Source organism: Ensifer sp. Root558 (assembly GCF_001427045.1).
Lineage (GTDB): Bacteria > Pseudomonadota > Alphaproteobacteria > Rhizobiales > Rhizobiaceae > Ensifer > Ensifer adhaerens.
This window is the reverse complement of the sequence record NZ_LMGC01000008.1, coordinates 29,756-47,128: the sequence shown is the minus strand read 5'-3', so window position 1 is coordinate 47,128 and position 17,373 is coordinate 29,756. Positions and strand designations below refer to the sequence as shown.

Annotated in this window: 20 protein-coding genes; 8 read left to right on the top strand and 12 right to left on the bottom strand. The window is 59.2% G+C overall.

Annotated elements, in window-relative coordinates:
• Window positions 1-250 precede the first annotated feature (250 nt).
• The 6 genes from coxB to ASD63_RS10785 are packed head-to-tail and all read left to right on the top strand — an operon-like array spanning window position 251 to window position 7,092.
• Complete coding sequence (gene coxB, locus ASD63_RS10810) at window positions 251-1,123, top strand: cytochrome c oxidase subunit II (RefSeq protein WP_234798837.1); 873 nt, start codon at window positions 251-253, stop codon at window positions 1,121-1,123.
• Window positions 1,120-3,636, top strand: coding sequence for a cytochrome c oxidase subunit I (gene ctaD / locus ASD63_RS10805; protein WP_060529258.1), 2,517 nt, complete (start codon window positions 1,120-1,122; stop codon window positions 3,634-3,636). Before coxB ends, ctaD begins: the two co-directional genes overlap by 4 nt.
• Entirely contained in the window at window positions 3,636-4,016 is a 381-nt protein-coding gene (locus tag ASD63_RS10800; RefSeq protein WP_060529257.1) for a hypothetical protein, read from the top strand. Before ctaD ends, ASD63_RS10800 begins: the two co-directional genes overlap by 1 nt.
• A complete protein-coding gene (locus tag ASD63_RS10795; RefSeq protein ID WP_034800324.1) occupies window positions 4,013-4,642 on the top strand; it encodes a cytochrome c oxidase assembly protein in 630 nt (209 codons plus the stop codon). The genes ASD63_RS10800 and ASD63_RS10795 overlap by 4 nt, the downstream gene beginning before the upstream one ends.
• Window positions 4,642-5,709, top strand: coding sequence for a c-type cytochrome (locus ASD63_RS10790; RefSeq protein ID WP_244497226.1), 1,068 nt, complete (start codon window positions 4,642-4,644; stop codon window positions 5,707-5,709). Before ASD63_RS10795 ends, ASD63_RS10790 begins: the two co-directional genes overlap by 1 nt.
• A 48-nt stretch (window positions 5,710-5,757) precedes the next feature.
• Complete coding sequence (locus tag ASD63_RS10785) at window positions 5,758-7,092, top strand: sorbosone dehydrogenase family protein (protein WP_034800423.1); 1,335 nt, start codon at window positions 5,758-5,760, stop codon at window positions 7,090-7,092.
• 798 nt (window positions 7,093-7,890) lie between these two features.
• Here the strand turns inward: ASD63_RS10785 and ASD63_RS10780 are convergent.
• The 4 genes from ASD63_RS10780 to ASD63_RS35000 form a co-directional block, all read right to left on the bottom strand.
• Entirely contained in the window at window positions 7,891-8,868 is a 978-nt protein-coding gene (locus ASD63_RS10780) for a quinone oxidoreductase (protein ID WP_060529256.1), read from the bottom strand.
• Between the two features lie 54 nt (window positions 8,869-8,922).
• The gene (locus tag ASD63_RS10775; RefSeq protein ID WP_034800425.1) at window positions 8,923-9,489 is read right to left on the bottom strand and encodes a TetR/AcrR family transcriptional regulator; all 567 of its coding nucleotides are present in this window, start codon (window positions 9,487-9,489) and stop codon (window positions 8,923-8,925) included.
• A gap of 800 nt (window positions 9,490-10,289) precedes the next feature.
• On the bottom strand, window positions 10,290-10,778 hold the full coding sequence (locus ASD63_RS10770; protein ID WP_034800331.1) for a GNAT family N-acetyltransferase: 489 nt from the start codon (window positions 10,776-10,778) through the stop codon (window positions 10,290-10,292).
• A gap of 857 nt (window positions 10,779-11,635) precedes the next feature.
• Window positions 11,636-11,806: a hypothetical protein gene (locus ASD63_RS35000; RefSeq protein WP_156400723.1), complete on the bottom strand. Its 171-nt coding sequence runs from the start codon at window positions 11,804-11,806 to the stop codon at window positions 11,636-11,638.
• A gap of 53 nt (window positions 11,807-11,859) precedes the next feature.
• On the opposite strand from ASD63_RS35000, the gene ASD63_RS36065 reads away from it, so the two are divergent.
• A complete protein-coding gene (locus ASD63_RS36065; RefSeq protein WP_348272613.1) occupies window positions 11,860-12,297 on the top strand; it encodes a PAS domain-containing protein in 438 nt (145 codons plus the stop codon).
• A gap of 178 nt (window positions 12,298-12,475) precedes the next feature.
• A complete protein-coding gene (locus ASD63_RS34995) occupies window positions 12,476-13,366 on the top strand; it encodes a hypothetical protein (protein WP_034800348.1) in 891 nt (296 codons plus the stop codon).
• A 2-nt stretch (window positions 13,367-13,368) separates the two neighbouring features.
• Here the strand turns inward: ASD63_RS34995 and ASD63_RS36735 are convergent, their stop codons facing one another.
• From ASD63_RS36735 to ASD63_RS36600, 8 genes are all read right to left on the bottom strand, one after another.
• On the bottom strand, window positions 13,369-13,596 hold the full coding sequence (locus ASD63_RS36735) for a hypothetical protein (RefSeq protein WP_320410587.1): 228 nt from the start codon (window positions 13,594-13,596) through the stop codon (window positions 13,369-13,371).
• Between the two features lie 50 nt (window positions 13,597-13,646).
• Window positions 13,647-13,991: a hypothetical protein gene (locus ASD63_RS34985; protein WP_156624135.1), complete on the bottom strand. Its 345-nt coding sequence runs from the start codon at window positions 13,989-13,991 to the stop codon at window positions 13,647-13,649.
• Between the two features lie 156 nt (window positions 13,992-14,147).
• The gene (locus tag ASD63_RS10745; RefSeq protein ID WP_034800350.1) at window positions 14,148-14,381 is read right to left on the bottom strand and encodes a DUF982 domain-containing protein; all 234 of its coding nucleotides are present in this window, start codon (window positions 14,379-14,381) and stop codon (window positions 14,148-14,150) included.
• Between the two features lie 78 nt (window positions 14,382-14,459).
• Window positions 14,460-14,651, bottom strand: coding sequence for a hypothetical protein (locus ASD63_RS10740; RefSeq protein WP_034800353.1), 192 nt, complete (start codon window positions 14,649-14,651; stop codon window positions 14,460-14,462).
• Between the two features lie 86 nt (window positions 14,652-14,737).
• On the bottom strand, window positions 14,738-14,986 hold the full coding sequence (locus ASD63_RS10735; protein ID WP_034800356.1) for a DUF982 domain-containing protein: 249 nt from the start codon (window positions 14,984-14,986) through the stop codon (window positions 14,738-14,740).
• 1,252 nt (window positions 14,987-16,238) lie between these two features.
• Window positions 16,239-16,499, bottom strand: a complete 261-nt coding sequence (locus ASD63_RS10730; RefSeq protein ID WP_060529254.1) for an acyl carrier protein — start codon at window positions 16,497-16,499, stop codon at window positions 16,239-16,241.
• Between the two features lie 35 nt (window positions 16,500-16,534).
• A complete protein-coding gene (locus ASD63_RS10725) occupies window positions 16,535-16,720 on the bottom strand; it encodes a DUF3606 domain-containing protein (protein WP_034800360.1) in 186 nt (61 codons plus the stop codon).
• 396 nt (window positions 16,721-17,116) lie between these two features.
• The gene (locus tag ASD63_RS36600) at window positions 17,117-17,242 is read right to left on the bottom strand and encodes a hypothetical protein (protein ID WP_255381443.1); all 126 of its coding nucleotides are present in this window, start codon (window positions 17,240-17,242) and stop codon (window positions 17,117-17,119) included.
• Window positions 17,243-17,373: the final 131 nt, after the last annotated feature.

Genomic DNA, 17,373 nt, shown 5'->3' with positions numbered 1-17,373 from the left:
TGTCGAGAGCGGTGCGTAGCTCACCGTTCAATCCCGAGAAGTTAAAATCGGCGCGGGAACGCTTTCTGGAACTTTGCGGGGAGGCTCGGGTTAAGCGATCAACTCTTCTGGAAAGGACAGTAAAACGCCACGCCTCCGATCTCAAAGACGAAAATTGCTCCAAAGGCTGCCCTCAATCGCGGTTGCTCTGCCTGGCTGCCAGGGCACTCAATCCGCGTTGAGCCCTGCGGGTTCGGAAGCAGAGGCGACGTTGACCCTGTTTGTCGTCATGTCCTTCGGCGCAGCCGCGATCTGGTTCGCGGTGGTCGCCTTCGTCTGCTTTGCCGTGCGCAGTCAAAGACGAGTTTTCGCAGAGCCTGCCGCAAGCCGGCTCGTCCTGTGGGGCGGCGGCGTGTTCCCAACTGTGACGCTCTTTGCCCTTTTGACATATGCATTCTGGTTAATGCCGACGCTTAGACCTTCGCCGACTTTTCGCGATGCTACGGATTTTCGGGTCGAAGTCACCGGCAGGCAATATTGGTGGCAGGTGGTCTATGTCCATCGCGGCCTCACAATCGCAGCGGCAAACGAGATCCGCTTGCCGGTCGGTCGGCGAATAGAATTTTTACTGAAGAGCGATGACGTGATCCATTCCTTCTGGATACCCTCTCTCGGGGGCAAGATGGATATGATCCCGGGTCGCGAAAACCGCCTTTCGCTGATGGCGCAAAGAACGGGGGTATTTCGCGGCGCGTGCGCCGAATTTTGCGGGACGTCTCACGCATTCATGGCGCTCACCGCAGTGACCATGGAACCCGACGCGTTCGACGCATGGCTTGCCAGCCAGGCGAAAGCCTCGATAAACGTCGCGGGAGAGGGGCGTGCTCTCTTCTTGCGCCATGGCTGTGGCTCCTGTCATCGCGTTGCGGGCACGGAGGCCGCAGGCGCGGCTGGACCCGATCTTTCTCACCTAGGGTCTCGGCAGATGCTAGGAGCCGGGATCGTCGCCAACACCGAGGACAACATTGCTGGCTTCATCGCGAACCCGGGTGCGATCAAGCCGGGTGCGGCCATGCCCGCTTTCTCCATGCTGGCGCCGCAAGATATCCGTGCAATCGCCGCCTGGCTGAAAGGACTGAGATGACCGAGCCGGGCGCCCGCGCGAGTGAAGAGGAGCGCGCAGCGCAGAGCGAGCGGCTGCGCAAAGTCTGGGAGAATCCGCACGGCTGGCGCTACTGGACGAGCGTCAACAACACGCAGGTCGGGCTGTGGTATGCGTCCACCGCCTTCATCTTTCTGCTCTTTGCCGGCGCGCTGGCATTGATTATGCGGGCGCAATTGGCCATGCCCGACAATGATCTGGTTTCTGCGGACTTCTACAATCAGCTATTCACGCTGCACGGGACCGTCATGATGTTCCTGTTTGCCGTGCCAATCTTCGAGGCAGTGGCGATTTTTCTGTTGCCGCCGATGATCGGGGCTCGAGAGTTGCCGTTTCCGCGACTGGGCGCGTTCGGGTTCTGGAGCTTTTTTCTCGGTGGCATCTTTGTGTGCGGCTCGATTTTCTTTGATGCAGCGCCTTCCTCCGGTTGGTTTATGTATCCGCCGTTGGCAACCGACGAAAAACTTTCCGGCATTGGCGCCGACATCTGGCTGCTAGGCCTCTCTTTCATCGAGGTGGCTTCGATTGCAGCGGCGGTGGAGCTCATCGTCGGGATCATGAAATGTCGCGCACCCGGCATGCGCATCAATCTGATGCCGCTCTTCGCCTGGTATCTGCTGATTGTCGCCGGCATGATCCTCTTTGCATTTCCGCCGCTGATTGCCGGCGATATCCTCTTTGAAATGCAGCGCATGTTCGACTGGCCCTTCTTCGATCCGGCACGCGGCGGCGATCCGCTGCTGTGGCAGCACCTTTTCTGGATCTTCGGCCATCCGGAGGTCTACATCATCTTCCTGCCGGCGATTGCCTTGATGGCGATGATCGTTCCGACCTTTTCGGGGCGTCCGATCGTGGGTTACTCCTGGATCGTGCTTGCCGCGGTCGGCACCGGCTTCCTGTCATTCGGCTTGTGGGTACACCACATGTTCGCGACAGGACTGCCCCAGATATCGCTTGCCTTCTTTTCGGCCGCTTCCGAGGCAGTGGCGATCCCAACGGCGGTTCAAGTCTTCGTCTTCATTGCCACCATGCTTGCGGGCCGCGTCATCCTTTCTACTCCAATGCTGTTCGGGGCAGGCGGCATCGCCATTTTCGTCATCGGCGGGCTAACCGGCGTCATGGTGGCAATTGCGCCCTTCGACTGGCAAGCGCACGACACTTACTTCGTGGTTGCCCACCTCCACTATGTCCTGATTGGAGGGATGCTGTTCCCGGTCGTTGCGGGGATCTACTACTATTACCCCCTTATCGATGCAAAACGCCTGTCCAATACGCTCGGACGCATTGCCTTCTGGCTGATGTTTGTCGGTTTCAACGTCACCTTCTTTCCAATGCATCTGACCGGCCTTTTCGGCATGCCGCGTCGGGTTTTTACCTATCCGGGCGACCTTGGGTGGAACCTCTTGAACCTTGTGTCGTCTGTCGGCGCCATCGTGTTTGCCTTCGGCGTTTTGATCGTGGTGTGGGATGTCCTGCGCCCTAAGCACCGGGAGCCTCGCGCCGAACAAAACCCGTGGAATGCCGGAACGCTTGAATGGGTCAGCGAGCCTGAGGAAAACTGGGGTGTGCGCTCCGTTCCCTTCGTTTCGAGCCGCTATCCACTTTGGGATCAACCGACGCTTGCCCGCGAGATCAGCGAGGGGCGATGGTATCTTCCCGACGCCAAGGAAGGGCGTCGCGAAGGCCTGGTCACCTCCGTGCTCGATGCACGGCCGGAACAGGTCTTGCGCGTTGGCGGCACCTCAAAGGTCACCATCCTCTCGGCCTTCTCGCTCGGTGCCGTGTTCATCGCCTTGACGTTTAAGTGGTGGGTCGCAGGGGCCGTCGCCGCCTTCACCTGTTTCTGCGCGATCCTCTATTGGCTTTGGACGGGGACCGGGGAAATTCCCGAGAAGCCGCACAAGGACGTCGGCGTTGGGCTCGCCTTGCCGCTTTACGCATCCGGTCCGTCTTCAGTCGGCTGGTGGGCCATGTTCATCACGATGGTGGGCGACAGCACCGCCTTTGCGAGCCTGATCTTCGGCTATTTTTTCTATTGGACGATACACGAAGACTTCACGGCGGGATCAGCTGGTCCCGGGATGATGTGGCCACTGGTTTCGGCAGCGCTCTTTGTCTTTGCGTGGCTCGCCACCTTGGCTGCAAGACATTTCAACGCCCTCGCGCGTACGGCGTTCGCGCGTGCCGCTTTGATCGTGGCGCTCGCCCTGACGGTCGTCGCATCCGCGGCTGGCATCGCGGGGCCCTGGTTGCACGCCATGAACCCGACCGCACATGTTTACCCGGCCATCGTCTGGGTGCTGGTTTGCTGGACAGTCGTTCATGCTTGTGTCGGCGCTGTCATGCTAGCCTATTGTCTTGCGCGAAGCCTTGCCGGGCGCCTTACGAAAACCCACGACATGGACCTGCGCAACGTGGCCCTCTACTGGCATTTCCTGGCAATTACGGCGCTCATCACCTTCTTCGTGATCGGTCTTTTCCCGGAGGCACTTTAATGCGTCTGCTGCCAAGGGAAATCGAAACGTTCTGGACGCTGTTCACGGGGCCGGCCATCTGGGCCGGGCACTTCCTGATATGCTACGCCAGCGCGGCGATTTTCTGTGCCAAACCAGCGTTGTTCGCGATGGAGTTCAAATCCTTGCGCCTAGGCATCGCCGTCATCACGGTTTTAGCGCTCGCAGCCATTGGGTTTTCGGCGTTCCTTGCGTGGCGCCAGTGGGGCTTCGGCGCGCACGATCCTCCGCATGACGATCCGACGCGCCACGATCGCCTTCTGTTTCAGGGATTTGCAACCTTGCTGCTTGCCGGCTTGAGTTTCGTCGCCGTCCTGATGACGGCACTGCCGACGATCTTTGTTTCGGAGTGCTTGCGATGAGGGTGCTCTGGCTTGCGAATGGTTGCCTCCTTTTGGCCGTTATCTGGCTTGGCCCGCTTTTGAGTGCGTGGCGCGGCTCGGTTACCGCCCACATGCTCGCGCACATGGGGGTCGTAGCAGTCGCAGCACCTCTGATCGCTATAGGTGTTGCTCCCCGTCTCGCCAGCTGTCGCCGGCCCGTGCTCACCGGGTTGCCGATCGTCGCCTCGCTCGTCGAACTCCTGGTGGTCTGGGGTTGGCATGCACCGGCTGCACGTCGGTTGGCGGAGAGTTCGCTTTGGGGCACCGCCCTTGAGCAGGCCTGCTTTCTAGCCGCCGGGTTGTTCCTATGGTCCACGTGTCTTGCGGCCGGGAGCACGAACAGGTCTTCAAGCAATGCGGCAGGCACCTTCGGTTTGCTGCTGACGAGCGTTCATATGACGCTCCTCGGCGCCCTCTTGGCGCTCAGCCCACGCACGCTCTATCAATTTGGCGATGTCACCTGTTTCGGCACGACCTTGACGGCGGCTCAGGATCAGCAACTCGGCGCCGTTGTCATGCTGATGGTTGGCGCCGCAGCCTATCTCGCAGGTGGGGTCGCCTTGCTTTCCGGTCTGCTTGCAGAGCCAAACCGGAGGGTCGCCTGATGCATGTTCGATGGAAGCACCTGGCCGTCGGGCTCGCCATCCTGCCGATCGTCGTCCTTTTTGCCACCTGGATCGGCTTCTTCAACGTCGGTGCGTCTTCCGGCCATTGGAGAATAACCGAGTGGTTTTTGCATTTTGCCATGCGTTCGGCCGTTCGCACCTATGCGCTCGCCGTTGATGCCCCGGAGAGGCTACCTGATAACGGCATCCCACCGGCAGCCGGTCACTTTGCCCGTGGCTGTGCTACCTGCCACGGTGCGCCGGGCGAACCGCGGTCCCCAGCAGCACTTGCGATGTTGCCGCGACCGCCGGATCTTTCCGCTGTAGTCGAGCAATGGGAGGACGCAGAACTGTTTCGCATCGTGAAGCACGGGGTTCGCTTCACCGGCATGCCGGCGTGGCCGACCCAGGCGCGCGACGACGAAATCTGGAGCATGGTTGCGTTCCTGCGAAAGCTTCCGGCTATGGATGCGGCCACCTATCGTTTGCTCGCCTATCGCGAGAGGCCACAGCCACCCATGCATGCGTTCCGATTTGAAGATGCATTGGCAGAATGTACCCGCTGCCATGGGACCGATGGGATGGGCTTTAGCCCGCTCACGCCTGTTCTTGCAGGACAGAAGGAGGCCTATCTGCTCGAAAGCCTCAACGCCTATCTCGAGGGACGTAGACCAAGCGGCATGATGCAACTTCCCGTGCAGTCGGTGGATCCGGGGCATCTTAGCGCTCTTGCCAGCCATTTCGCAGCTTTGAAGCGCAATGCGGTGGTGCAACCACTAAAAGACGATCGGGTGGGGCAGGGCGAGCAGATTGCGCAGCACGGCCGTCCCGCCCAAAAAGTTCCGGCATGCTTGGGCTGCCACCAAAATTCGCAACGTAACCCGTCCTACCCAAGGCTTGACGGTCAGCCCGAGGCATTTCTCGCGGCACAACTGAAGCTCTTTCGCGAAGGCTCGCGATCGGGAACTCCGTTCAGCCATTTGATGGAGAAAGCGGCAGAATACCTGTCTGACGCAGATATCGAGAATGTTTCGGCATATTTTTCGAGTTTGCCTCCTGAGGATTGAAACACCTTCGTGCCGAAATCGTTTGGCTCGGTCATTGAGGAGCCGGTCATGAAAAAGCTGCTGATCACCGTTCTTGTTGTCGCTGCGCTTGTGGTTGCCGCGGGTGGGGGCTTAGTTGCGCTGTCCCGGCATGAAGCCACGGTGCCGATCGAGCAGACCTATGGACCGGATCCGGTTCTCGTTGAACCGAAAGCGGAGTGGTTGCCCTCCGTGAACGTCGCCGAGGCCACGCCCTGGCCCAATGGGCAAATGCCCGTCGCGGCGCAAGGGCTTGAAGTCAAGGAATACGCCGGCGATCTGGAGCATCCACGCTGGCTCCATGTGCTGCCCAATGGCGATGTTCTGGTGGCCGAAAGCAATGCGCCGCCGAAGCCCGACGAGGGCTTTTCGATCCGGGCCTTCTTCATGGGCCTCTTCCAGGCTAGAGCCGGTGCCGAGACGAAGAGCGCCAACCGCATATCGCTTCTGCGTGATTCAGATGGTGACGGCGTGGCGGAAACCAAGACACCGTTCATCACTGGGCTCTACTCCCCCTTTGGAATGTCATTGCTCGACAGCACACTCTATGTCGCCAATGCCGACGCCATCGTGGCCTTTCCCTATCAGGAAGGTGCAACGCAAATCACCGGGGCGCCTGACAAGATCGTCGACCTGCCTTCAGGTCGCAACCATCACTGGACAAAGGATGTCATCGCCAGCCGCGACGGAACAAAGCTCTATGCAACCGTGGGCTCCAATTCCAACGTAGCCGAGAATGGCATGGATGAGGAGAAAGGACGAGCCGCGGTCCACGAGATCGACCTCGCCAGCCGACAGACGCGGCTGTTCGCATCCGGTCTTCGCAACCCCAATGGGTTGTCCTGGCAGCCTGATTCAGGCCAGCTCTGGGTCGTCGTCAATGAGCGCGATGAGATCGGCCCTGACCTCGTGCCCGACTATATGACGTCCGTACAAGATGGTGCCTTCTACGGCTGGCCCTATAGCTGGTATGGCCAACATGTTGATGATCGCGTCGAACCCCAGAACCAGGAGCTTGTGGCCGTCGCTATCAAGCCTGACTACGCGCTCGGGCCTCACACGGCGTCACTCGGCCTGACTTTCAACACCGGCGATCTGTTCGGGCCGGAGATGAAAAGCGGTGCCTTTGTCGGTCAACACGGCTCATGGAACCGCATCCCGCGCAGCGGCTACAAGGTCATTTTCGTGCCTTTTGCCGCCGGCCGGCCGTCCGGCCCGCCGCGCGATATCCTCACGGGTTTCCTAAGCGCCGAAGGTAAGGCTTTGGGTCGGCCGGTGGGCGTTGCGATTGCTCGCGACGGCGCGTTGCTGGTCGCCGATGATGTCGGAAACAAGGTGTGGCGCGTAGCACCCCACGCCAATTGAGTGTCGGGATCACCGCAGCGTTCGGCTGACCTTGCCCCTGGGCTGGAGGAATGCGGCGTTGCACGGTGGTCACCGCTTTTCCAGTGCACCATGGCACGATAGCCGTAAATGTCACCGTCACGCTCCTGTCACGCGACAAGGCGGCCAGGGCGCGATAAGTTGCGCGCTCATGTCAAGCCTCGAATTGTCGCCTGCCGCGCGCTCGGTTTCATCAGCGCAGCGGCGTCACGTACGGAGTGGGATCTCATGCGCCGCTATCTATTTAATATCCATACAGCAGGCGTCGTTAGCCGCGACGAAGTCGGTCGAAAGTATTCATCGGATGGGGCTGCCGTCGCTTACGGTCAACGGGTCGTAGATGAGCTGACCAAGGATGAGGAATATTACGACGCCATAATAGATGTGGTCACGGCATCTGGACGGTTGGTTGCGCGACTTATATCGCGCAACGCTCCGCCCATGCGTCCCGTGAGCCAGCCGACGCGCCAAGTTTCATTGCATTGAGCATTATCTTCAGTGAGAATCTCTCCCGATCGCTAAGGGACAGGATGGAGTTTTCGCAGCATCTCCGGGGAGATCATCGATATTGCTCGTTCACTGGTGTGTCAAAGATGTGAGCTGTGCGCGGCGGCGGTACCTAACCTGGCGACCCCGCCCGAGGAGCGATGCTCGCAGTCCGCCTGGTTCCCGTCGCGACCTGTTGGATGTAACTCTCAGGATATCGCGGCCAATTTACAAACAAGCGACACGGAAGAATGGTTGTCGGGGCTGTCGACTGCTCATCCAAACGTGGGTTGTTCACGACCCTCCTGGAATCAGGAGCAGCTTGCCAGTTGTCTTGCGGCTGGCCATGTCCTTATGTGCCTGGGCGGCATCCTTGAGAGGGTAGCTTCCCCCTGCAGTGACCTTCAACGACCCGTCCGCGATCCAATCGAAAAGCCGGCCGGCGCGCTCGCGAAAGAGTTCGGGTGAGTGGATATGGTCGAAGAAGACGCCATAGCCGATCTTGACGCTTTTCGGCAGGCTCATGATGTCGAGCGGGCTCGGCCCACCCAGCACCGGGCCATACCAACAGAGCGTTCCTGACCGCCGCAGTACTTCGAGAGACGCTTTGAATGTCTTGGGACCGGAGCCATCATAGACCACGTCCACTCCCCGACCACCGGTGAAGTGGAGCACCTCGTTGACAAACTCTCCTTCTGTATCGACCATCACGTGCTCGGCGCCGGCATTTTGCGCGATGGCGACCTTGTCTTTCGATGACACGCGCCCGATGACGCGCCCGCCTCGGAGCTTTATGATCTGCGTCAGGAGCAGTCCTACGCCGCCCGCTGCAGCATGAACGAGCGCGATGTCCCCAGGTTGGACGGCATAGAAATCGGTGGCAAAGTGGCTGGCGGTCAGGCCCTGCATCATGATTGATGCGGCCGTTCGGTCATCAATGAAGTCGGGGACCTTGACGAGCGACGTTGCCGGGATCGACAGCCGCTCGGAGTAGCTTCCGGGGGCATAGACCCAGGCGACGTGATCGCCCACGGCAAGATCCGTAACGCCGTCGCCAACACTGAGCACGCGGCCGGCGCCCTCGACGCCAAGCACTTTCGGGTTCGGGGTTTCCGTCCACGCCATGCCCTGCCGAACGCCGATATCCATGAAATTCACACCTGCCACGCGGACCTCAACGATAACGTGTCCGGGCGTTGCCACAGGCTCTGGGCGCTCGACGAATTCCATAACGTCGCTATCGCCCACGCCGTTCATGACCACAGCTTTCATAGTCAGTTCCTTTCTTGACTGATTGTTCCAGAATTGTGCAAATTTTTTGGGGTGCTACCGGATTGCACGGATTGCCAGTTCTCCGAGGGATTCCAATTCCGAGCGAGGGCTACCTCCACGGGCCGCGATACGAATGCCAGCGATGCTGGTAATGAGGAAAGAGGCAACAGCCTCTGCCGACAGCGATTTTTCGACATCGTTTTCGGTTTGGGCTTGCTTGATGCATTCCACTGCCGCTTTCCTCAAGCGATTGTCGGCAGCATGATGGAGCGCGTTAAGTTCCGGCCGGCTCTGGCCAAATTCACAAATCGAATTGACGCCGAGGCAGGCGCAATCGGCGCGCTCCACCACTCGTTCTATCATTGCGGCGATCCCGTCGACGGCCCGTCGCTGGCTGCGCAACATCGTCACGTGGGCTTCAGTTTCTTCGAATGCATAACGTTCCACTGCTAATCGGTAGAGCGCCCATTTGTCTCCAAAGGTGTCGTAGAGGCTTTGTCGTCCGATCTTCATCGCGCGCACCAGCATCTCAGTCGATGTGCCCTCGAAGCCGTGTTCGCGAAACACGTCGATTGCGGCACCCACCGCCTTGTCTTTGTCGAATTCCTTTTTTCGCGCCATCGCCGTGAAATAGCTATTCTGGAACGATCTGTCAAGAAATGACATTGTGATCTGTAGTCTATGCGGCAACGCACAGGCGATCTTGATTTCGAGGAGTCGAGCGCGTCGCGGGACAACGTCATCGATATCGCTCGACGGCGAGGCCCCTAGTAGGTGAGGGGCGGGCCTTTCTCGTTGGCGATCGGCGGAATGCCACGGCCAAGATACCTCGCCTTTGCCCCGCCTTTGGCTATGATCCCTTTGGCTTGGGGGGCAAATTTTCTGAGCGAGGTCTAGGTCACCTCTTATCGCCGTCGCATCGACCAGATCTTGCGTGAAGGGCAGCCTGCCGCCTGGCAGCGCCAGCCCTCACGGACATGCGCCAGAAGATCGACCGTTATGGTCCCCTCGCGCGGCTCGGCGCCGAATTCGTTCATCAACCCGATTGCCGCAAACCAGAGAGCGTTGACTGCCGCGCGCCATCTTTGGCGTAGTGCCCGCCGGCGACGCTTCAGCCAGAGAGACTTCAAAATCCTTGGTTGCTGCTGATGGTGATACCGGTCGCGGTCGGCCAGATGTCGACCGAAAGGCTGCCGACGAGCGGACCCAGCTCCAATCAGCCGGCAACGTCTTCTGCCGACTAAAGTTCAATCCTTCACGGTCACCGACGGCGACAGTGTTCGCATCAGCATGGTACGAGCGTTCGGCTTGTCGGCTTCAACACTCCGGAAAAGTTCGAGCCGAGATGTTCGCGCATCGCCGACATGTCCGGTCGCTGGTGGCTGGCCAGGTGAGGTGTCGGCGCCCTGGATGCCGAGAAATTAAGCTTTCACGTCGAGTGTCATCTCGACCATCGTCGGGCGAAAGCCCGCTGCGGCAAAGAGCCGTTGAGCAGCTTCGTTTCTGTGCGCCGTGGAAAGCACGATAAGGTTTGCTCCTCGCTCTTTAAGCGCTGCAACAGCTGCCTCGAGCAGCATCCGGCCGATGCCTTGGCTGCGCTTTTCGGGCTCGACGAAAAGATCGTGAATGACGCCCGCCGGTCCTCGGAGCGCCATGTAGTCATGGCCCTCAACAGATGCATAGGCGTAACCGACGATCATTTCATCTTGCTCAGCGGCGAGGACCACGACCTCGGACTTTTCAAGCTGACTTCCCAACCATCTGGCATAAGATGCCTCCGTGCCGGTTCCCGTCGGGATGAAGCGCTCGGGGTCCCATTGATGATGAAGCGCCATCAGGTCAGCCCCGTACTTTCCGAGTACAGGCACATCTTCATCGCGGGCGGCTTTAATCGTGATGGTTGATAGCATTTTACGGCATGATCCGTCGTTGGTGTTATCCGGCCATCACCTTCGATATGCCCGGCCGAAGAACCTTGCATCGTAAATGAACTTCGTCGTGGCTCAACGGCTCGGAGGCAAACAAAAGGCGCTCTATCTTTGCCGCCAGGCTCTGTTCGCCAAATTTAACGGCGCGGTCGCAGACACGCCGCGCCGCTTGCCTTCGGACTTGGGGAATTGGGCGGTTTAGCGTAGAGAGTTTGCGGGGACAGCGTCCGGTCAATCCGCAATAGCAGCAATGTTTCCAAGTTATTCTATTGCCGCTTTCCGCGACCGCTCGCTGCTTTCGTCGAGATCGATAGCGTCGCCGAGCGGGGTAGCCGCGATTGATTTGATTTGTTGCGCGAGAGCCGAAAGCTTGCTCGCTATATCCTGCAGCTCCGACGCTGAGTTTGAGCCCGGGCGGATGCCGTTTACGCCACGTTTGTCCACGTTCTCGTCCCTCGCGATTGAACTTGGGTGTCCAGTATATTTTCAAGATTGAATATAAGGCCACCAAGTTCCGCGCGCTCTTACCTTGGCGCACAACCGGCCATTTGGATCTGAGTGCCGGTCCAAGCTGGGCCTCACCTGCAGTTGGATTGCGAAACAATGCTGCTTATCGGCTACACTCGCGCGCCGTTCGTTACAAAAAATGCTGCGCGCGCGAAAGAATCTGACGTGGCGGGTAGCGGTGCGGGTAGTCGTGTCTGTTAGTGCGTGCTAATGAGAATTCAACGATCTGACACGAACACCGCTACGAGCGTCGCAGACCTCGTGATCCAATTTAAAACGGCCCAGTGCCAACTGGATGAGACGGTTTACGGGTATGACATGAGCGCTTCCGCTCACTCGAAGAGACGATTAAGCAGTTGTTTCAATCGATCGAACGACGAGTGCCGCGCGACGCAGCCGAATTCGGGACGATCGCGACATTCTATCTCGATCTGCTCGAGGACTGTGATGGCGGCTTCAACAAACGGCTTCATGATGGCTTGCGCCAGCTGTTCGATCGGCACACCCCGCGTGGGCGCCCGAAGGGAATTGGGTTTGCGACGAGTGGCCAACGGCAATTGATGGCAGGGGGTTAGGCGGAGCAATAAAGGAGGGCGGAGAGCGCACGATTATTGTCGAACTCACAGATGCGGATGCGACGGACTCCGGTATCTTCACCTGGGATATCGTTCGCGACCTTGTCTATGGAGATTCGGCCCTGGCTGCGCTCTTCGGTCTCGCCGCGAGCGAGACGAGCCAGGGACTGCCGCTGAGACTTTATCTCGACCGGGTCCATGCGGAGGATCGACCAGGGTTGGCAAAGACAATTACGGAAAAGATCGTGAGCGGACGAGCCCAGCAGTCGTTCTACCGCGTCAGGACGCGGGCTGGCTGGTATGTCTCGGTCGTTGCTTTTGGTCGGTGTTTCCAGGATCGCGATGGAACACCGGTCCTCTATTCCGGCATCGTTGTCCTGGAAAGCGCAACATCGACCAACGACAACCGGCGGCATTAGCGCCGGAGCAGGATTTTCCCGGCGATGTTGGTGGGCCTGGCCGGACCTTCGCCGGATCGTTGCCGGTTGACCGGTGGACCTCGAGCTCCGATCTAAGGCTCCTGACGCTGTACAACCTGGCGCAACAACTGGTCTGCGGAATTCCTGCTCTAAGCGGAAGAAACGAGAGAGCCAAACAGTGAGACTGATCATCCGCCCGAACGACCGGTATCCGCATCTCGGATTGGACCGTCGTCCTTTGGCGATTGCCTGCGGCGAAGGTTGGCTGGGCATCCTGCACGCATTCTTCACCGAGGCCGACAAAGTGATGGCTGTAGGAGGCTCGTTCACGGTGCTCGAGGTGATGGAGGAGAAGGGCGTTCTGCACATGCATTATGCCATCGCACAGATCGCACCTGATGCTCGCCGCGCGATCGACGATGCCTGCCGCCTAGCCGCCGCGCGATCCTTTCACATCTGCGAGGTCTGCGGACGCCGTGGGCGTCTGCACACCTTCGGCGACCTCCGTAAGGTCGTCTGCAGCGAGCACGCTGACGGCGAACTCGGCAAGGGCGTACCATTCGAAGACCCTCTCAATGCTCTCGATCCCTATTTCCCTGACGTGGATCCGTTCATAGCAGCTCGGCCGACCGTTACGGAGTTCGATGCTGCTCCGATCATTGAAGGGTGGCTTATCGAGGAGGACAGCGAAGGCGGCCGGCGCCCGTGGCTATACGGCTGGTTCTTCAGCGAGCCTGTGACCCGCGACGGGGAGCATGGGCACACGTCTCCCATCGTCCAAATGGACGATATGGTGCCCCCACGATGGGTTCGAACAGACACTCGGCTTTACCGCCTCGGCATGTGTTACCCGCCGGCCGAGCGCGAGATCCGTTACTGGGCGCAGAAGCTGTCTCGACGCCCTGTGCCCTACGGCGAGCGTCCCGGTGGCAGCGATGACATGGAGGCGATGCTGGCCTTCCTCCGTTCCAGCGGCCGCCTGCGATCAACGAAGATTGACCGCCTGGAACAAGCCTACCGCGAAGAGCAGGGACACGTAAACGAAGTTGGAAAAGTTCGCGCGACGTAAGGCTATGCTGATCGTGGTGCATCGGCTCCAATGCCGGAGTTCCGCTGATTTGGGGCCCCGCTTTCCTGCTCGTCGGGGTGTTGCGGTTTTCGTGCGCAGCGGGTCATTCCAAGTATGGGCGCCGGTGCGCTGACGCGCGCGGTTGCCCCATTGTACCTTGTGTAACCCTTGTCCATCAGCGCTTCGGCGTAGCAGCCGTCGCATGCCGGACTGACCTTGGTGCAGCTCATCCATGGTTTCGAAGTGTGGGTAATACGGGAGATCGCGGAATTCTCGGCCATCATTCGGCGCTACCTGCGTTTCGGTGCGCGTTGCCGCGCTCAACCCCGATCAGGTCGTCGAAGAAGTCGAGCATCCCCTGGAGGTGCGGACGAATTCTTGGACTGCTTATGCTGCAATTCCTCAGTTCGCTTGACACCTCTTTGAAATCGCCGATGGAAAAGCCGTCGATCGGCCGGATGCACGCCGCCAAAGGCGGACCCAGAAGCAATGGACGGAATGCCGTCTCAAAGCTTGGTGGAACAACGAAACCGACGTCGTTCGCTACTCGGAGATGAAGGAAGCCAACGCGGCTGAGAAAGCCGCGACCTCCGCGAAGAGATCTCGAAGCCCAGACCTTCCGCATCAAAAATCCATGAACAGGGCCACAACGACGTGCAGACTATAAACTCGCAGTGATCACCCGTCTTCGTGATGGGTGCCATCGGTCACTCGCTGCCCTTGAAGAGCCCGCGGCGGCAGCATGAGTTAATTTCTCACCTCAGGCTGGGCGACACCAACGTTATCGGAGAATGCCGGCTTCTTTCGCAGCAGCTTCAAAGGCGGCCCTGGCTTCCGCGCCAGGAATCGTTCCCTCGGCAGCATCCAGGCAAGCTTTCCGGGCCGCTGCGTAACTCGCGCTCTTCGTCTCTGGCCAGGACTTCATAAGGAATGCGACCGCCTCTCGGGCATTCCTGATGACGTGAAAATGATTATCAAACGTCACTTCAACGTTCGCGTCCCAGATGTTTATCATCGCGGCCTCCGTAGGGTTGGCCTTTCCGAAACGTATATTAGGGAATTCTGTTCCAACGGAGACATCCGACCGGGAAACTTAGCAAGCATAACCGCTCATCTTAGCCGGTATTTCCTCACCTGGCACAGGGGTGACGTCTGGCGCCTCTTCCGGGACGTCGTCCGGTCCGGGCTCCTCAATGGGGCGATCCGGATTGTCTGGCATGGGATCGGGTGTCTCGCCGGGCGGGACCTCCACGGGCTTTCTCGGCTCTTTGGGGTCGTCGGTCATATCGGTCTCCCTTCTTGCAGGCCTAATGGAGCCGCATAAGTTTTGTTCCGCGAACCGGGAGGTGCGGCAGCATAAGACGAATGGATTCAGCGCAGCCTTGTGACCTTTGCCTCGGCGATCGCTTCAATGAACGCGGCGCGAGCTTGCTCCCAGGGATACGTGCCCATCGCCGCGTCGGTGCATTTGTAAAGCGCGTCCGAGTACGCGACGCCAAAGTCTATGGGCCAGTTCTCGCTCAGGAGCTTAGCCGCTCGACCCGGGGTCCATACGATTTGCACCCCGTCGAGCTCCGGAAGCTGGATGATCACGCATTTGCTCCAACTCTGGATTTCCACCGGCCTCTCCTTATCTTGCGGTCGCGCCTACATTTTCGGCGGAATAATTGCGCCGGGCACAGGGCTAATAGGAGGTACGTCGGGACCGACGTCGGGCTCCGGCTCCTGGATCGGGGGCTCCGGCAGATCTGGTGGAGCATCCGGCGGCAGGTCCGGCGGGAATTCGGGATCTGGAACGGTCGGGATTGGGGACTTGGGCATGGAGGCCTCCTCTTTGGTGGTGCAACCGCGACCGAGCGGTGTTTGTTCCAAGAGCTCGGGCCGGGGCGCCCCGGCGAGGTGGCGGCGTGACCGAGCACCTGTCCGCGAAACAGTACCAGGCCGCCATCGCGATGCCGAAGCGTGGGAACAAGTACCAGGCGCAGCGCACCGCCTCTCGACGACATCCGGCGTCGACGAGGCCGGCAAATGCATCGCCCAACTGATGGAGGCCGGCATGATGACCCCGCATCGATCCAGTCCGAAGATCCGACCGAGGAATATCGGATCGCTCTCACGGGCATGCTGATCCACGGTCTGCGCACCGTGTTCGTCGGCCTGAAGCGTGGCGAATACAAACTGCAGAACAGTTCCGTCCTGCCGATCTCATCAGAAATGCCGGCTATGGCCAACCTCGAATGCCGAAGCCTCCGCGAAGAGCGGATGCGCCTAGGAATCAAGGCTGGCCGCGAAAACGCTGCGCTCGGTGGCCCGTGCAGGTCCCGCTACGGGCTTAAGGACGTGCGCATCACGCAGGAGAAGAGGCGAGTTCGCCGCCCAGGGCTTCGTCGTCGTCGCCGAATGCCAATCGCACGACGAGTTCGCCAACGGCTGCAAGGCGAAGCAGGTCCTACCGGAGGCGCAAGCCTCTGCTGCATAAGCATCCCCCCGCCCAGACACCAACCAATCACGTCATCGCCGTCCGCGTCCACCAGCTGCGCACGCTCGCCTACCTGACGCCCACCGACTATGTCCGGCTTCGGAGCCTCGAACTGCGGATTCTGTCAAAGGTCATGCTCGGCCCGTCGCACTTCATATTGCTCGCGAAGGCTGTCCTCTATCTCTTAACGGACCCCCGGCGAGAGGAGGACATTGCGACAGTTCGAAGACGTTGTCGCGGCTCTCGAATTCGCCTCGTGGGTCACCCAAGAACGCGGACCGTGTTTCGTCCCTACCGCCCCAATGTCAGGTGGAAGTGCCAACTACAAGTTAATTTACAGTTTGGCAGTGGCCGTCGAGGCGAATGTATAATGTCGCGTTTTACTCGGCTTTCTTATTGGCCATACAAGCGTTTGGATCCCCAAACGAAATCGATAACATCCCCAACTGTCACGAGTTGCTCCATTGACTCCTCGGCGATGAATATCCCAAACTCCTCTTCGATCAACATCGATAACTGGGATATTTTCAGCGGGTCAGTTCCAAGATCGTCCACGATTGCAGCGGAGTCGGCAAGGTCCGCGGTTTTGACGCCGAGTATTTCGATGAAAATCATCTTGACGCGGGCGGAGATACCGGCTCGTGTGGTAGCCATACGTCGCTCCCGTTTTTGTGTTCCCGACGCCGAGTTTAGCCCTTCTTTCGTTTCTCGGCTAATGCGTTCGCCTTCTCTCGCGAGTTTCCTGCTTCTTTGATGATCTTGCGGGCCCGGTCATCGGTGAGGCCGTGCTTCCGCTTGAAGTAATTGAGTTCGTAAGCCTGTCCGGCGGCAACTCGTCCGCGATCGCGACCAACGTTCTTCTTGTCGTCTGCCATAGGGTTCCTCCCGGGTTGCGACTGTTCACAACCGTGGAAGCCGCAGGAATGTTCCGCGACAAACTGAAATCCCATAATCTAGTGGGGTTAGTTGTTCCGCTTTGCCACATAAGTTGTTCCCGGATCGTTCTGGTGCGTATTAGTGGCCGAACCAAGCAAATGTTCTACGTGAAAGATATCAACCACCGAGCTACCAACAGGCCGACGCGGTGGTGGCAGCTGAGGGATCCGGCAACAAATCGATGGAGGCTGGCTAGCGGCGAAACCGAATAGGATTCGCGTTACTGTCGCTCGTCTTTATCGCCGCGTCAGTTCTACTTTTTTGGCCTTGACGACGAACCAGTGCGTAAGGCGCGGTGTCCGTTAACGCAGCCCGCTCGAATGTCGGCGTTGGCGTTACTTCTTATTGGTGTCCTTCACCTGAGATCCGAACGTCGGCGCAGCGGGTTTCGCGGCAGCCTTGTCCTTGTCCTTCTTGGGCTTTCTGGCTTCCTTGTTGCTTCGTACTTGACCCTTGGCCATTGGCGCGTCTCCTGTTGACGAAAAAAGCTAGCCGCTAACGGCGGGAGATAGCAACCGAATTCGGTCATCTTGAATGCATTCCCACTCTCCAAGGTTGGATCAATACCAGTCCTGAAAAGCGCGCGGTACGA

Excerpts from the sequence above, each read along its gene's own strand:
- ctaD (WP_060529258.1), top strand. The coding sequence starts at position 1,120 with ATGACCGAGCCGGGCGCCCGCGCGAGTGAAGAGGAGCGCGCAGCGCAG.
- ASD63_RS36735 (WP_320410587.1), bottom strand. The coding sequence starts at position 13,596 with ATGAGCTGCACCAAGGTCAGTCCGGCATGCGACGGCTGCTACGCCGAA.
- ASD63_RS34985 (WP_156624135.1), bottom strand. The coding sequence starts at position 13,991 with ATGCGGAAGGTCTGGGCTTCGAGATCTCTTCGCGGAGGTCGCGGCTTT.
- ASD63_RS36600 (WP_255381443.1), bottom strand. The coding sequence starts at position 17,242 with ATGGCCAAGGGTCAAGTACGAAGCAACAAGGAAGCCAGAAAGCCCAAG.
- ASD63_RS10730 (WP_060529254.1), bottom strand. The coding sequence starts at position 16,499 with ATGGCTACCACACGAGCCGGTATCTCCGCCCGCGTCAAGATGATTTTC.
- ASD63_RS10780 (WP_060529256.1), bottom strand. The coding sequence starts at position 8,868 with ATGAAAGCTGTGGTCATGAACGGCGTGGGCGATAGCGACGTTATGGAA.
- ASD63_RS10770 (WP_034800331.1), bottom strand. The coding sequence starts at position 10,778 with ATGCTATCAACCATCACGATTAAAGCCGCCCGCGATGAAGATGTGCCT.
- ASD63_RS10785 (WP_034800423.1), top strand. The coding sequence starts at position 5,758 with ATGAAAAAGCTGCTGATCACCGTTCTTGTTGTCGCTGCGCTTGTGGTT.
- ASD63_RS10745 (WP_034800350.1), bottom strand. The coding sequence starts at position 14,381 with ATGATAAACATCTGGGACGCGAACGTTGAAGTGACGTTTGATAATCAT.
- ASD63_RS10795 (WP_034800324.1), top strand. The coding sequence starts at position 4,013 with ATGAGGGTGCTCTGGCTTGCGAATGGTTGCCTCCTTTTGGCCGTTATC.
- ASD63_RS10790 (WP_244497226.1), top strand. The coding sequence starts at position 4,642 with ATGCATGTTCGATGGAAGCACCTGGCCGTCGGGCTCGCCATCCTGCCG.
- ASD63_RS10800 (WP_060529257.1), top strand. The coding sequence starts at position 3,636 with ATGCGTCTGCTGCCAAGGGAAATCGAAACGTTCTGGACGCTGTTCACG.
- ASD63_RS10725 (WP_034800360.1), bottom strand. The coding sequence starts at position 16,720 with ATGGCAGACGACAAGAAGAACGTTGGTCGCGATCGCGGACGAGTTGCC.
- ASD63_RS10775 (WP_034800425.1), bottom strand. The coding sequence starts at position 9,489 with ATGGCGCGAAAAAAGGAATTCGACAAAGACAAGGCGGTGGGTGCCGCA.
- ASD63_RS10740 (WP_034800353.1), bottom strand. The coding sequence starts at position 14,651 with ATGACCGACGACCCCAAAGAGCCGAGAAAGCCCGTGGAGGTCCCGCCC.